This window comes from Sphingobacterium micropteri (assembly GCF_014692515.1).
In the GTDB taxonomy this organism is placed as follows: domain Bacteria; phylum Bacteroidota; class Bacteroidia; order Sphingobacteriales; family Sphingobacteriaceae; genus Sphingobacterium; species Sphingobacterium micropteri.
This window is the reverse complement of the sequence record NZ_JACOIK010000001.1, coordinates 517,741-533,877: the sequence shown is the minus strand read 5'-3', so window position 1 is coordinate 533,877 and position 16,137 is coordinate 517,741. Positions and strand designations below refer to the sequence as shown.

15 protein-coding genes are annotated in these 16,137 nt (G+C 41.4%); all 15 read left to right on the top strand.

The window, feature by feature from the left end:
- Window positions 1–132: 132 nt before the first annotated feature.
- The 15 genes from H8B06_RS02360 (at window position 133) to H8B06_RS02295 (ending at window position 16,103) form a co-directional block, all read left to right on the top strand.
- Complete coding sequence (locus H8B06_RS02360; RefSeq protein WP_223857424.1) at window positions 133–585, top strand: c-type cytochrome; 453 nt, start codon at window positions 133–135, stop codon at window positions 583–585.
- A gap of 43 nt (window positions 586–628) precedes the next feature.
- On the top strand, window positions 629–2,611 hold the full coding sequence (gene nosZ / locus H8B06_RS02355; protein WP_190992655.1) for a Sec-dependent nitrous-oxide reductase: 1,983 nt from the start codon (window positions 629–631) through the stop codon (window positions 2,609–2,611).
- Between the two features lie 37 nt (window positions 2,612–2,648).
- Window positions 2,649–3,251, top strand: a complete 603-nt coding sequence (locus H8B06_RS20565) for a hypothetical protein (RefSeq protein ID WP_223857423.1) — start codon at window positions 2,649–2,651, stop codon at window positions 3,249–3,251.
- Window positions 3,252–3,704: a nitrous oxide reductase accessory protein NosL gene (locus tag H8B06_RS20560; protein WP_223857422.1), complete on the top strand. Its 453-nt coding sequence runs from the start codon at window positions 3,252–3,254 to the stop codon at window positions 3,702–3,704.
- Window positions 3,705–3,762: 58 nt separating this feature from the next.
- Window positions 3,763–4,977, top strand: a complete 1,215-nt coding sequence (locus H8B06_RS02345; RefSeq protein WP_223857421.1) for a nitrous oxide reductase family maturation protein NosD — start codon at window positions 3,763–3,765, stop codon at window positions 4,975–4,977.
- 13 nt (window positions 4,978–4,990) lie between these two features.
- On the top strand, window positions 4,991–5,731 hold the full coding sequence (locus H8B06_RS02340) for an ABC transporter ATP-binding protein (RefSeq protein WP_190992653.1): 741 nt from the start codon (window positions 4,991–4,993) through the stop codon (window positions 5,729–5,731).
- Window positions 5,721–6,491 (top strand): ABC transporter permease subunit, encoded by a 771-nt coding sequence (locus H8B06_RS02335; RefSeq protein WP_190992652.1) that lies wholly within the window; start codon window positions 5,721–5,723, stop codon window positions 6,489–6,491. Before H8B06_RS02340 ends, H8B06_RS02335 begins: the two co-directional genes overlap by 11 nt.
- A 118-nt stretch (window positions 6,492–6,609) precedes the next feature.
- On the top strand, window positions 6,610–7,542 hold the full coding sequence (ric, locus tag H8B06_RS02330; RefSeq protein ID WP_190992651.1) for an iron-sulfur cluster repair di-iron protein: 933 nt from the start codon (window positions 6,610–6,612) through the stop codon (window positions 7,540–7,542).
- Between the two features lie 6 nt (window positions 7,543–7,548).
- Window positions 7,549–8,814 (top strand): hypothetical protein, encoded by a 1,266-nt coding sequence (locus H8B06_RS02325; RefSeq protein WP_190992650.1) that lies wholly within the window; start codon window positions 7,549–7,551, stop codon window positions 8,812–8,814.
- A complete protein-coding gene (locus H8B06_RS02320; RefSeq protein WP_190992649.1) occupies window positions 8,811–9,134 on the top strand; it encodes a metal-sulfur cluster assembly factor in 324 nt (107 codons plus the stop codon). The genes H8B06_RS02325 and H8B06_RS02320 overlap by 4 nt, the downstream gene beginning before the upstream one ends.
- A gap of 55 nt (window positions 9,135–9,189) precedes the next feature.
- Window positions 9,190–10,149: a glycoside hydrolase family 43 protein gene (locus H8B06_RS02315; RefSeq protein ID WP_190992648.1), complete on the top strand. Its 960-nt coding sequence runs from the start codon at window positions 9,190–9,192 to the stop codon at window positions 10,147–10,149.
- Window positions 10,150–10,731: 582 nt separating this feature from the next.
- Window positions 10,732–11,205 (top strand): antitoxin Xre-like helix-turn-helix domain-containing protein, encoded by a 474-nt coding sequence (locus H8B06_RS02310; RefSeq protein WP_223857420.1) that lies wholly within the window; start codon window positions 10,732–10,734, stop codon window positions 11,203–11,205.
- Window positions 11,206–11,673 carry an RES family NAD+ phosphorylase gene (locus H8B06_RS02305; RefSeq protein ID WP_190992647.1) on the top strand — a complete coding sequence of 156 codons (468 nt, stop codon included), beginning with the start codon at window positions 11,206–11,208 and terminating at the stop codon, window positions 11,671–11,673.
- Window positions 11,674–11,755: 82 nt separating this feature from the next.
- Entirely contained in the window at window positions 11,756–15,292 is a 3,537-nt protein-coding gene (gene smc / locus H8B06_RS02300) for a chromosome segregation protein SMC (RefSeq protein ID WP_190992646.1), read from the top strand.
- A gap of 88 nt (window positions 15,293–15,380) precedes the next feature.
- Window positions 15,381–16,103 carry a DUF4198 domain-containing protein gene (locus H8B06_RS02295; RefSeq protein WP_190992645.1) on the top strand — a complete coding sequence of 241 codons (723 nt, stop codon included), beginning with the start codon at window positions 15,381–15,383 and terminating at the stop codon, window positions 16,101–16,103.
- The last annotated feature ends 34 nt before the right edge of the window (window positions 16,104–16,137 follow it).

Sequence of the window (16,137 nt, the reverse complement as noted above, 5' to 3'; positions counted from 1 at the left end):
GAACTACTTTATGACCAAACGCATAAAATACACCTTGTATCCTGCGGTAGCTTTGTAAAACAAATACAAAAAAGAAATGTTTAAATGATAACTAACGAGAGAAATAAGATGAAAAAATTAATGACACTTTGCATGATTGGCATATTTTTATATGCCTGTAATTCAAACAGTAACAACAATCAACAAACTAACCGTTCCTTCCCAGAAGAAAAAACCAAAACGTCTGACGCGAGCACATACGACCCTAATCGTGGCGAAGGAAAATTTGATGCTGTGGAGGTGGGTGACCAGCTGGATGTGGCCATGGCCAAAGAAGGCAAAACTATTGCCGACGTAAAGTGTGCCAGTTGCCATAAGTATACAGAGGAGCGTTTGGTAGGGCCAGGATGGGCCGGTGTTTCCGAAAAACACAAGCCGGAATGGATCATGAACTTCATTACAAATCCGGATCCGATGATTGATAAAGACCCTGAATTACAAGCGCAATTAGAATTGTGCTTAGTGCGCATGCCTAACCAAAATCTAAGCGAGACCGAAGCTCGAAGTATTTTAGAATTCATGCGTCAAAATGACGGTGTAAAATAATTCAAAAGAATTAATTAATTGTTAGCACAAAATATATAAAACAATGAGACTAAAACAGTATCTAGTATTAAGCCTTGCTGCAGCGACAATGGCCGCCTCCTTTCAAGCTTGTCGGCCTAAAGGAACCAGCAATGCCGTTACGGGCGATGCAGCACAGCGGACGTATATTCCACCTGGGCAGTATGATGAATTTTACAACTTTGCTTCGGGAGGATTCAGCGGACAGATGAGTGTATATGGCTTGCCAAGCGGTCGTTTATTTCGTGTTATTCCTGTCTTTTCTGTAGATCCCGAAAAAGGCTGGGGATTCAGCGAAGAAACTAAACCTATGCTGCAAACTTCTCACGGCTTCGTTCCGTGGGATGACCTACACCATATCGAAGCATCTTTTACAGATGGTATGCCCGACGGTAAATGGATGTTTGCAAACTCGAACAATACACCACGTTTGGCCAGAATTAACTTACAGACTTTCCGTACCGATGAAATCATCGAGATTCCGAATACGGGTGGTAACCACTGTTCGCCGTTTACAACAGAGAACTCCGAATATGTCATTGCCGCGACACGTTTCAGTGTTCCACCAGATGGTCCGGAAAGCGATGTGCCCATCGAGTCATATAAAGAAAATTTTAAAGGACATATCAGCTTTGTAAGTGTAGATAAAGAAAGTGGAGAATTTGATATCGCTTTCCAATTACGCACGCCAGGGTTAAACTTTGACTTATCTGGTGCTGGCAAGGGCGTGTCCAACGGATGGCTATTCTTAAGCTGTTACAACACAGAGCAAGCCCACAGCTTATTAGAAGTTAATGCGTCAAAAAATGACAAAGATTTCATTTTAGCAATTAACTGGAAAAAAGCAGAAGAATATTTCAAAGCGGGACGAGGTGCCAAACAAACTAATGTACGTTATGCCCATAACAAATGGGATGAGCATACCCATTCAGCTACGCACGAAATGAAAACAGAAGTTACCGTTCTTGATATCGCTGACTTTGAAGATTTAGCCTATTTGATTCCTTGTCCTAAATCACCCCATGGTGCAGACGTAAGTCCAACTGGAGAATATATTGTGGCTAGCGGTAAACTCGCTGCATTGATTCCAGTATTCAGTTTTGAAAAGCTACAAAACGCAATCAGTAATAAAGATTTTGAGAGTGAAGCATACGACGGCATTCCGGTCGTAAAATACGAATCAGCGCTGCATGGCGAAGTACAGAAACCTGGATTAGGCCCGTTGCACACCGAGTTTGATGAGAAAGGAAATGCTTACACGTCATTCTTCGTTTCCTCGGAAATTGTAAAATGGAACATCGAAACGCTAGAGGTTTTGGACAGGCAACCTACTTATTATTCCGTTGGGCATTTGATGGTAGCGGGTGGCAATGCGAAGAAACCATACGGCAAATATTTGGTTGCTTACAACAAAATTACGAAAGACCGTTTCCTACCTACCGGGCCGGAACTCTGTCATAGTGCACAGTTGTTTGATATCAGTGGTGATAAAATGGAATTGTTGCTTGACTTCCCAACTATCGGAGAGCCACACTATGCACAAGCATTGCCTGCCGATTTATTGATGGATAAATCTTTGCAGATATACGATATCAATGCAAATAAACACCCCTATAAAACAAATGGTGAAGCAGAAGCAAAAGTGGTACGCGAAGGTAATATTGTACGGGTTTACATGACCACCATACGTTCACACATTACACCAGACGTTATTGAAGGCATCCAATTAGGAGACGAAGTTTACTTCCATGTCACTAACCTGGAACAGGATTGGGATATGCCTCATGGTTTTGCCGTTAAAGGTGCAAATAATTCAGAGCTTTTGATTATGCCCGGCGAGACGACTACGTTAAAATGGGTTCCTGACCGCGTGGGTATCTTCCCGTTCTATTGTACAGATTTCTGTTCGGCTTTACACCAGGAAATGTCTGGTTATGTAAGGGTCTCGGCAAAAGGAAGCAGTGTTCCTATTAAATACTATACCGGCGAAAGTAAACCTACGACGTAACTATTTAACTATATACAACGTGAAAAATTCAACACTTATGACATCTGCGAACCGCACCATACTTATCGTATGCAGCCTAGCCCTCGCTGCGGTTATCTTTCTCCCAATTTGGCGTATTGAGCTGGATGCAGCGCAATATCCAGAAGGACTGGAATTACAGATATACAGCAACAAGCTAGCCGGTAACGTGGAGATTATCAACGGGTTGAATCACTACATCGGCATGAAAACACTTCATGCCGATGATTTCATCGAATTTACGGTCCTACCCTATATCATTGGTTTCTTTGCATTGAGCTTCCTAGCGGTAGCAATAAGTGGTAAAAGAAAATGGGTATATGTGCTGTTTGCTGCTTTCCTCTTATTTGGGATTGTAGCGATGGTCGATTTTTATAGGTGGCTGTACGATTACGGTCATGATCTCGACCCCAATGCACCTATTATCGTTCCCGGTATGGCCTATCAACCTCCGCTTATCGGCTTTAAGCAATTGCTCAATTTTGGAGCTTTCTCCATTCCGGATATTGGCGGCTGGATTTTTATCGCTGTAGGTATGTTATTGGCATATTGCACTGCACGGGAAATTTGGACAGCCAAAGAAACAAAACAGGACACGGAAATCTCTAAAAACAACGCATAGATGAAAACAAAACACATCTTTTACAACATATTCGCGCTGCTCACATTTTGTGTTCTAATAGCCACACAAGCCTGCACAAGCAACGCCGGCCCGCAACCTATTCAATATGGAAAAGATCAGTGCGTATATTGCAAAATGACTATTAGCGACTCCAGATTTGGCACACAACTGGTGACCAAGAAAGGACGTGCCTATAACTTTGATGATGTGCAATGTATGATTGCCTACGTCGAAGATGGTGATATAAACCGCGATGATGTAGCGGCTTTCTATCTTCCAGACTTCAAAACCAGCGAGCTTAAGCCAGCAGAAGAAATGTTTTATTTGAAAAGTGAAGCCTTAAAAAGCCCTATGCGGGGTGATATCGCTGCATTTGCAAACAAAAGCGATATGGAAGAGACATTAACTGAAGTTGGTGGTATGCCGCTCACATGGGATGACCTTTGGGAGTAAAGATATGGCCATGAAGAATTTTCTATTATATATATTGATTACATGCGTTTGTTTATGTATGGTAGTTGGCACGACAGGTGCCGCTACCATTCATGTTGGTAAACAGCACACTATCTCATCCATTACCCAAGCCATCACAAGGGCCAAAAATGGCGATACAATCTTGGTGCATGGCGGGCTTTATCAAGAAGGAAATATTCTTATCACCAAAAGCTTGACGCTTATCGGGAAAAACAATCCCATTATTGACGCACAAAAAAACCACGAACCCCTTTCCATAGAAGCCAACCATGTTACCATAAGCGGATTCACTATTAAAAATTCCGCCCATTCTTCCATCAAAGATATTGCAGCCATCAAAGTGTATAATGGTAGGCATATTACGATAACAAACAATATACTTGACAACAATTTTTTCGGAATTTATCTACAGAATGCAAAAAATTGCCGAATTGAAAATAACCGGCTCCAGACATACGGAGAAACGGAACGTCTGGTCGGCAATGGTATCCACGCATGGAAGAGCGACAGTATCACGATTCTCAACAATGAAATTGCCGGACACCGTGACGGTATTTACCTGGAATTTGTGACCCATACACAGGTAGACCGAAATAGGGCACAAAACAATCTCCGCTATGGCCTGCATTTTATGTTTTCACATGACAATCAATACCACTATAATACGTTCAAAGCGAACGGAGCAGGTGTAGCAGTAATGTATACCCACCGCATGCGCATGGAACATAACATCTTTGAAGAGAATTGGGGAGATGCCACCTATGGACTCCTACTCAAAGACATCACCGACAGTTATATTCAAAACAATACCTTCGTTAAAAACACGACAGGTATCTTCATGGAAGGCAGCAACCGTATTCAAATACAGCAAAACCGTTTCGAAAACAACGGTTGGGCCATCAAGATATTCACCAGCTGTATGCACAATACGTTAAGCAGGAATACCTTTATCCAAAACACCTTTGATGTTGCTACCAATGGCGGTAAAATGACCAATACTTTTAAGGGTAATTATTGGGATCAATATGAAGGATACGACCTAAACAAAGACGGTATCGGCGACGTGCCACATCATCCGGTTAGCCTTTTCTCCATGCTTGTCGAACGATACCCGGCGGCTATGTTACTTTTCCGCAGTTTTATGGTTACGTTATTTGATCGCAGTGAAAAAATGATTCCAAGTTTGACGCCGGAAAATTTAAAAGACGAAAATCCGTTAATGAAACCGGATAAAAGAACAGTAAATAGATGAAATCTGCTATACGATGATTAAAATTGAGAAACTTTCTAAACATTTTGGTAAGCTACAGGTATTAAAGGACATCGATTTGTCTTTAACATCTGGTCAATGTATTTCACTCATCGGCCCTAATGGCAGTGGAAAGACGACTTTAATCAAAACCATTCTGGGCATGGTCGTTCCCAGTTCCGGCAACATTTACGTTGAAGGTAAAAATATCAACCGGGAATGGGCCTACCGCAGCGACATAGGCTATATGCCGCAAAAAGGTGAGTATCCGGAGAACATGAGCATTGGCCAAGTATTGGACATGATGATCGATATACGCAAAACACCTTCTCACCTACTCGACAACGAACTCTACGAAAAATTTGAACTCGAGACCATGTTAGACAAACGTATGCGCACCCTATCTGGTGGAACACGACAAAAAGTAAGTGCCTGTCTCGCTTTTATGTTTAATCCGAAAGTGTTGATTCTGGATGAACCAACAGCTGGATTAGACCCTGTGGCTACCGAAATCCTCAAAGAGAAAATTATCCGGGAAAAAGAAAAAAACAAACTTATTTTGATTACGTCACATGTATTGAGTGACTTGGATGATCTCGTTTCCCAAATCATCTATATGCAAGACGGCGAGCTGCGTTTTCATAAATCTCTAGCGGAATTGAAAGCAGATACCGGCACCGATAAATTATCCAGAGCGATCGCCCACGTTATGGGGTATAAAACGATGTTTACCAAAGAAGTTATCCATGAACAATAAGATTATCAAGTACGTTATTTCCGATCTGTTGCGTAATCGCACCATACTGTTCTACACCTTGGTGCTTCTTACACTTTCCCTAAGTATCTTCCTCATGGAAGACAATACCGACAAAGGCATCGCAAGTATGCTTAATCTGGTTCTTTTTGTCGTGCCACTGGTTTGTATTGTATTTTCCAGCATTTACCTGTACAACAGTGCTGAATTTATTGCACTGCTCGTCAGCCAACCTCTAAAACGGCAAAGTATATGGCTCAGCATATTCATTGGGCTCGCTACTGCTATGACACTGGCTTTTTTTATTGGTGTAGGTATCCCTACCTTTATCTTTGCCTATAGCTTGTCAGGCATCACACTCGTTATCGGCGGCCTATTATTATCCCTGATATTTGTATCCATTGCAACATGGACCGCGGTACGTATCCGGGATAAATCTAAAGGCATTGGTCTGGCTATCATTTTATGGTTGTACTTCGCGTTGATTTTTGATGCGATGTTGCTGTTTCTACTATTTCAATTTGCCGACTATCCTATCGAAAAAATAATGATCGCCGTATCGATGCTTAATCCGATAGACATCAGCCGTATCTTGATTTTATTAGAAATCGACCTCTCCGCCATGATGGGTTATACGGGAGCTATCTTTCGGGATTTCTTCGGTACCCATATGGGGATGTTGATCACCGGTTTGGTGATGTTGTTATGGACGGCACTCCCTCTTTGGTTTGCTACCCGGTATTTTAAGAAAAAAGATCTTTAATCACTACGCATTCTGACATCGTTCTGACATGTGTTGAAGCCAATATGAGCCCACGCATAAAACACTATACATCAACGATATAACTTTGTGTAATAATTCATATTAATACATAAATGCTATGATAAAAACAGCCATATTAAATGTCACTACGATTGAACCACGATTAAAGCATCCAACTATATTTGCGCATTTCGATGCTTTAGAAGGCGGTGAGTCTTTTATTATCGTGAACGATCACGATCCACGTCCATTATATTACCAATTACTAGGCGAAAGAGGTAACATCTTTACTTGGGAATATCTAGAATCTGGCCCAGAATGGTGGCGTGTAAACATTTCGAAACCGGTTTCTGAAAGTACACCGGAGACTGTCGGCGAAATTGCCGCTGCTGATATGCGCAAATCAGAAGTTTTCAAAAAACTAGGGATAGATTTTTGCTGTGGCGGAAAGGTTACGTTAAAAGAAGCCGCTGCTACTGTAGGTCTCACGGAAGAAGCTTTGCGTGATGAACTTACAAAAAGTGAAACCCAAGGAAACGTATCTGTACACCTCAATTTCAACGGATGGGATATTTCCTTTCTTGCCGACTATATCAAAAACATACATCACGGCTACATCCGCGAATTCGGCCCTATTATAGAACAACTGGCCAACAAGGTTGCATCCCGTCACGGTAATGAAAGTCCTGAACTCGTTGCGTTTGCAAAAGACACACACCATTTCATGGCCGATCTGTACCAACATATTGCGAAAGAAGAAGCACTTCTCTTCCCCGCCACCAAAGATTTATCTTCACTTGAAAACGAAGAGATCAAGCAGATTATCGACGAACTGCAACATGAACACGAGGATGCCGGAGCGGAATTAGTCCATTTTCGTAAATTAACAAAAGACTATGAACTTCCAGCACATGCCTGTAATTCCTATACCTATCTCTATGAGCAGATGAAAGCTTTCGAACAGGATTTATTCCAACACATCCACCTGGAAAATAATATTTTGTTTCCAAAGGTTATCGAAACCTGTCGTGAACAGCTTCATGCCGGATAAAGCAGAATGGCCGATATATTTGTAAACAAAGCACCTAAAGAACTCGCCGTTATTCCCTTTTACGGAACAGCGGCCGTGTTCTTTTTTTTGCTTTGCGTTCTTCTTTTTCTTTCCGCTACAGAACTTACCGGTCATTATTTTCATCCATCAATCTTAGCGATTGTGCATACGGCCGCATTAGGATGGGGCACGATGGTTATTTTCGGTGCAGCATATCAGTTACTTCCCGTTATATGCGAGCGCGAATTGTTTAGCACAAAATTAGCATTCCTATCCTATCTCCTATTAACCATCGGTACCTGCGGCATGATCTGGTCTTTTTGGTGGTTTGACATGGGATGGTTAATGATTACATCGGGAACCTTTGTCGTATGCAGTGGCTACTTATACACATTCAATCTTTATCAAACGACTAACGACTCCAATAAATCGCAGGTAAATCAACATTTCTTGCTACTCTCTGCCTTTTGGCTCTGTTTTACGACGACGGTCGGTCTACTACTTGCCATCAATCTCCGATATAGGTTTATCCCTCAAAACCACTTGGATATCCTCAAACTACATGCACATGCGGGTATCGCGGGTTGGTTTTTACAATTAATATGCGGTGTAGGCGCGAAACTTATCCCGATGTTTCTATTGGGAAAATCCCAAAAAACGAGGTTATTGTATGCGGCATTGATCCTACAAAACGTGGGACTTATTCTTTTTCTAGCGGACGGTTATTTTAATCCCATTGGCTTGCGCATGCTGCTATATGCTATATTAATCGCATCGGGAACCGCCTGTTGGTTGCTTTATATCATCGATACTTACAAACACCGTGCACGCAAAAACGTAGATCTGTTAATGAAACATGCCGGTATTTCATCCTTGTGTTTAAGTCTCGCTTTTATGTTCATCCCAATTATCCTCCTATATCCGCAAACAAAATGGGCTTCTCTATATGGCACCTTGATTTTTTTAGGATGGATCACGGGTATTATTCTCGGCAAAACATTTAAAACACTTCCGTTTATCATTTGGAACAAACGGTATAAAAACCTAAACGGGAAAATAAAAATACCCATGCCAAAGGATCTCTATCACGGTGGGTTGATTCCTTATCAATATTATCTATACCTTAGCACATTATTACTCACGTGTGCGGGTATTGTTTTAGAACAAGCTAATCTATTACAGATAACCGGGATTCTTTGGATTATCGTCTCTTTAGTGTATGGTTATAATGTTTTTCGTGTTATATTTCATAAAAGCCAAGTGACACTATGATATCTTTAACAAACCCTTATGCACAAGAGCAGCTTCGGGCGAATCTTGCCCTCATGGAGGTCATCGACCCCGAGTTGAACATTAACATCGTGGATATGGGTTTGGTGTACGGACTTGATTTTAACGATCCGAAAGCCATTACCGTCCGCATGACACTTTCCACACCCCATTGTCCGATGGGCGACGCTATAGAACAGGGTGTTATTAACGTTTTGCAGCGGGCTTTTCCCGAACGTCAAACGAAAATAGAACTCGTATGGGAACCCGAGTGGAGTATCGACAACATCAGCGACGCCGGAAAAGAACAATTAGGATTATAAATACGTAAAAAAGTGATTATTTTTCTATCTTTAAAGCGAATATAATCCGAGCACAATGAATAAAGTAACGTTTTTTACCTGTTTTTATTTCTTATTCGTATGGTCAAATGTATCAGCCCAGCAGAACCCCATTTTCCCGGGGTGGTATGCGGATCCCGAAGGCATTGTATACGATAATACCTATTGGATTTTCCCGACCTACTCCGCACCATATGAACAACAGGTATTGTTCGACGCTTTTTCTTCTACAGATTTAGTCAACTGGAAAAAACATCCTCGGATCATTGATACATCGGAAGTGAAATGGGCACACAAAGCCATGTGGGCACCTAGTATTATCGAAAAAGGTGGTAAATACTATTTTTTCTTTGCCGCGAATGATGTTCACGAAGGCGAAATTGGCGGTATAGGTGTGTCAGTTGCCGACCGACCCGAAGGTCCGTACAAGGATTTGCTGGGTAAGCCGTTGATTAATGATATTGTCCATGGTGCTCAACCCATCGACCAATTTGTTTTTAAAGATAAAGACGGTCAGTATTATATGTTTTATGGTGGCTGGCGTCATTGTAATGTGGTGAAACTAAGCGATGACTTCAAAAGCTTGGTGCCTTTTGACGACGGCACCATCTATAAAGAAGTGACACCGGAAAATTATGTGGAAGGTCCTTTCATGTTTATTCGCGACAATAAATATTATTTCATGTGGTCAGAAGGCGGTTGGACCGGACCAGATTATAAAGTCGCCTATGCGATAGCCGATAGCCCGTTTGGTCCGTTTAAACGCATTGCAACCATTTTGGAACAAGATAAGGATATCGCGACTGGTGCCGGGCATCATTCGGTTATCAAAATCCCTAACGAGGACACCTATTATATCGTTTACCATCGCAGACCATTGGATAAGACGGAGGCGCACGAACGGGAAACCTGTATCGAACGCATGACTTTTGACGAACAGGGTTATATCAATCCGGTAAAAATGACCTTTGAAGGGGTAAAACATGTTTTACGTTAATGTTCCATAAAGAAGGTTTTCTTCTTCATTTTTTCTTGATAAAAAACGAAGCAAAAACCGAACGAAGTGAGCTCATGGATACCAAAATAAGCACAAATCCATAAATCAAGGCTGAGTATGGTTCGGCTATCTTTTCTTGTCTATTCCTAAACAGAATTGAACTCGTTTCACTCTTCCAAGACGACTTGATAACCCGGAAAACAGTTGATGAGTCCAGCCAGTCCTTTACGAAAAAGCGCGTGGTCGTCTACGATGGCGATATGTTTGGGTGAATAAAGACCATCTGTTAGTGCTTACAAACTCTATTTGCAGATTAAGAACTATTTGTTGGGGAATAAAGTTCATTTGTTGGTGAAAAAGCGTTTTCTTATTTCGAAAAAATAAGCTTAAAAACTGCATTTAAGTAGCCTTTAGATTGCTTTTTTCAGTTAAAACGGTCTTTCGGTAAGGGGTATATTTTCGCAAAAAAAAACGTTCTTGTTTACAGAGCTTTAAGTAAGCTTGTCGATTTCAAGTACAAAAATGGAAAAAATTCACTTTTAAACAAGAAAAAATACTATATTTGAATAAAGGAGGTATTCCATGATGAAAGCAAAACCCTATAAAACCGAGCATAAGGCCAGCATCACATCCGAGGCCGCCATACGCTATGAAAGCTATCCAAGCTTAAGGAAGCTATCCATAAAGAACGATTACACCCTACTCAAAAAGGCCCGGGAAGGCGTAGATACCGATGTTTTTTATGCGCTGGCAGATGCTATCAAAATGCCCGAAAAAACACTGGCAGCTATTATTAATTTATCCCCCAGGACGATCAGCAATTATCGTGACCAACAAAAAAATTTAGACGCCAACTACAGCGAACACTTATTAAAATTGATCAATTTATATCAATACGGAGCTGAAATTTTTGGTTCTTTTGAAGAGTTTAACCTTTGGTTGCGCCGTCCTTTCTGGGATTCCGAAGAAACACCCCTCGATTTCATGACCACACCCGGCGGTGTAGATATGATACAGGAAGAGATAGAAAAACTCGCTACCGGATACCCTGTATAAATGTTGGTATACCGTATTGTTCATAAAAAATATGCCGACACACTATTTGCCAGCGGTCTTGCGGGGCGCTGGAATAGTGAAGGCAAGAAGGTGTTATATACGTCCGAAAGCATATCGCTGGCCTATCTGGAAAACATGGCTCACAGGCGAGGATTCGGTTTTAATACGGATTTTCGGGTTATGGTAATAGAAATCCCTTCCAAACTTCCTTTTCCTGAAGTAAAGCTTTCCGATCTACCTAAAAACTGGCGATCCTTCAGAAATTACAACGATTGTCAGAAAATCGGTGATGACTGGTTTGACGAATCTGAATTTTTATACATGAAAGTACCGTCTGCAGTCGTTATGGAAAATTGCAATATTGTCATTAACACGCTCCATACGCATTACAAAAAGGTAAAATTGCTCGACGTTTTGGATTTCTATCCCGATAGTCGATTGGAAGAGATCATCAAACGATTTAAATGAATCGGCCTGAATTAACAACGCAACATTTTACTTCTGTTCAAAAAACTGTATTTTCGTCTGTTGATTTTTAGAGGAATAGCGTATGCAGTTAGTAAAATTAGAGATTAAAGGATTTAAGAGTTTTGGCGACAAGATTACCATTAATTTTAACGAGGGTGTAACCGCCATTGTTGGGCCCAACGGATGTGGAAAATCGAACGTCGTAGACGCTATTCGCTGGGTGTTGGGCGAGCAGAGCACACGGATGTTGCGTTCAGAAAAGATGGAAAACATCATTTTCAACGGGACAGCAAATCGGAAACCTGCGAACTTGGCCGAAGTATCCTTAACCTTTGAAAATAATAACAAACTGCTCCCGACAGAATTCTCGACCGTTACCATTACCCGTAAACTGTATCGCAATGGCGACAGCGAGTACCGTTTAAACGATGTAAAATGCCGTTTAAAGGATATTACCGATCTCTTTCTGGATACCGGCTTAGGAGCTGACACCTATTCGATCATCGAGTTGAAGATGATTGACGAAATTATCAATAACAAAGATAATTCCCGCCGAAATCTATTTGAGGAAGCATCTGGTATCTCCAAATACAAAGTACGGAAGAAGCAAACCCTATCGAAATTAAAAGATACGGAAGCCGATTTAGACCGCGTCGATGATCTTCTTTATGAAATCAACAAGAATTTAAAACAGCTGGAAACCCAGGCTAAAAAGGCCGACAAATATTTTCAGCTTAAAGAAGAATACCGTGAAGCTAGTGTCGGATTGGCCTATTACCGCCTCGAGGGATTCAGTACAGATTTAGAACGTATCGGCGAGCAGGAAAAAGTACAACAAGAACGGATCAAAGAAACCTCCACAAAAGTAGAAAGTCATGAAAACCAACTGCGTACCCTGCGTGAAGACATTCTTGCCAAAGAAAAAAGCCTAGCTGTACAACAAAAAAGCACCAACGACTATATCCATAAAATTCGATCCTACGAATCGGATAAAAAGATAAAGAATGAACGTTTCATTCATTTACAGGAAAAAGAGACCCGGATTACGGCAGAACTAAATAACGACAAGAACCAGCTGGAACATGTTCAGTACATCATAAAAAGACTGAATGAAGAGCTTTTTGAGGAACAAGGAAAACTGGATGTTTTTCGGTTAGATATTGGACGTAACCAAACAGAAGTCGAGGAACTTCGGGCCCAGCAATCATCTGCAAAAGCAAAATTAGACAGCTTTACACAACAGAGCAGTGAGCTTCAAAACAAGATTTATAAATTAGAAAAAGATATTGCTGTTCTGAACATTCAAAAGGAGGCGTTACAGCAGGAATCTATACGTACCATGACCGATGCTTCTGCTAAGGTGGAAGAGCTCAACGAGTTCAACAAAGCAGTGGAAAACCTGGAAGAGCGTGTAGAACAACAACAAAGCCAATACGATGTAGCCCTACAAACCGAGAATGCATTGCAGCAGCAAATCCAAACGGTTGAAGAACAGTTGAATGAAACACGCACACAGCTAAACCGGGAGTCTCGTTTGGTTGATGCAAAGCAAAATGAATACAACCTCACCAAATCTCTGGTGGATAATCTTGAGGGGTTTCCAGAATCCATTAAATTTTTACGTAAAAATGCAGGCTGGAAGAAGTCATATCCGCTGTTTTCGGACATTCTCTTTTGCAAGGAAGAATACCGGGTTGCGATCGAAAATTACCTGGAGTCGGTTATGAACCATTATGTCGTGCAAGACCAGCAGGAAGCCGTGCAAGCCATTCAGTTACTAAGCGACGCATCCCGTGGAAAAGCAAACTTCTTTGTGCTAGAAGCAATTCAAGCGGTCAAAACCAAACCCCAAACACCTGAAAATACGATCCCTGCTTTAGAGGTCGTTAAGGTCGATAAGAAATATAGCTTACTCTGCGAGCAGCTTTTACAACACGTGTTTTTATTAAAACCCCAAGCTTCCGATAGCTTAGAAGAAGCCTTACCGGATGGCGATCTGGTTATCTTACATCCCGAAGGAAAATTCTCCAAAAACCGTTTGGGGTTGAACGGAGGTTCTGTCGGCCTGTTTGAAGGGAAACGTATTGGTCGGGCAAAAAATCTGGAGAGCCTTACCAAAGAAATCAAGGAACTTAACCAGAAAATCGAAAAACTGCAGCAGGACGAAGCGGATGCTATCGACCAATTAGCCACGTTGCGTATTACCTCCCAAAAGGATGTTATCGACGAGCTCCGTATGGTATTAAATCGGTTAAACAACGAATTGATTTCTGTAAAAACCAAACAGGAACAATATCAAACGTTCATTGCCACTAGCCAGAACCGTAAACAGGATATTGAAAGTAAGATTACAGTCATCCAATATGAACTACAAAAGTCAGAACCCGAGCTGCAGATATTGAAAGTAGAGGCAGAATCGGGTCAAAAGCAATTAGCGGAATTGCAAAATGCCTATGCCGAAATTGCGGAGGTACTGAACGAGAAGTCGGCTTCTTTCAATCAAGAGAACATCCGTTTTCATCAGCAGCAAAATAAAGTATCCAGTTTACAAAAAGATCTGGAATATCGGGAAAGCCAACAAGAAGCCTTTGAAGCCCGAATAACGAAAAATTCGTTGGAATACGAACAAGTGAAAGTGGATATGAAAGATGCTTCTCATGTTGTAGACCATAACGATGAGGATCTCGTGGCGATGTATGCCCAAAAAGAGGGGCTCGAAAAAGGTCTACAAGAGATCGAGGAAGATTTTTATACCACACGTCGTATCATCAATGAACTCGAAGAAGAAATTACGCAGTTACGCCGTAGCAAAGATCAGGACGATTTTCTATTATCCGAATTAAAAGATAAGAAGACGGCTTTACAGATAGACCTCAATAGCCTAAAAGAGCGGTTATCGGTGGAGTTTAACATCGACATCAACACCTTGCTTGAAGGTGAGATGCCGGAAATTTCGGCTAGCCAAGATGAATTGACTACCGTTTGTGATAAGCTTAAAAAGCAACTGGATTCCTATGGTTCTATTAATCCCATGGCTAAAGAAGCTTACGACGAAATACAGGAACGGCACGACTTTATCTCGAAAGAGAAAAGCGATCTGCTTGATGCCAAAGCATCCTTAATGGCCACCATCAACGAGATAGACCAAACGGCAAACGACAAGTTTATGCATGCCTTCAATACCGTCCGCGAAAACTTTGTAAATGTATTCCGTTCCTTATTCAACCAAGAAGATTCCTGCGACATGGTATTGACTGATCCAGCTAATCCATTAGAATCGGATATTGATATTATTGCGCGTCCGAAAGGCAAACGTCCGTTATCAATCAACCAATTGTCTGGTGGAGAGAAAACCCTTACCGCAACGGCACTGCTATTCTCCTTGTATCTGTTAAAGCCTGCTCCATTCTGTATATTCGACGAAGTCGATGCGCCATTGGATGATACCAACATTGACAAGTTCAACCATATCATTAAGGATTTCTCCAAGAACTCACAGTTTATCATTGTTTCGCATAACAAACGGACCATAGCAAGCACCGATATTATTTACGGTGTCACGATGGTAGAGCAAGGCGTTTCACGTGTCGTACCGGTAGATTTGCGAGATGTAGCATAACCTACTTTTTCAAGATTTGTATCTATTTTGTTGCAGATTAATTTCTAGTGCGTATATTTGTCTAGAATCAGTCTAAATAAAATACACAATGAAGAAATCTCCATTATTCGTGCTTTTAATAGCACTTCTATGCAGCAGTTTATCGCACACAGCCTATGCACACGCCCTGTGGATAGAATCATCTTCTACAACCGCTCCCAAAAACACCGTGCAAACTGTAAAGGTTTTTTATGGCGAATATGAACACGGAACCAAGGATCTGGTTAAAGATTGGTATTCCGATGTGAAAGCGCTCGAGCTTTATGTACAGCATCCTAACGGACAATCCACAAGATTGGAGACCCATGTCGCAGACGACCACCTTACCGCTTCTTTTACACCTGAACACGATGGACTGTATCTCATCCATACAACCCACGCTGCAGGAGAATTAGGTGGTAAAACCAAATATGTCTTCTCCGCTTTTCTTCCTATTGTGGTCGGTGAATCAGATCTGATGATCACCAATCCTAAAGAAATAGATCTGTTGGCATTTGTCGCGCCTCGCCAAAATCGTTTGAATCAACCCGTGGATATTTACCTCTTGGATAAAGGTAATATACCAGAAGCCACCAATGTTACCGTTATCAGTGCCGAGGGTTGGGCAAAAACATTCAAAACTGACGCGGACGGAAAAGTAAGTTTTCCTGCCTTATGGAAAGGAATGTATGTCGTAGAAACCAGTAAATACCAACCGCAAGAAGGAGTTTGGAACGAGAAAGCCCATACCCACGTTTGGCAATCTGCAACTACGATTTTCCATGTGGATTAAAAAAATATTACATCTTTCATAAGCTAAAGAAATA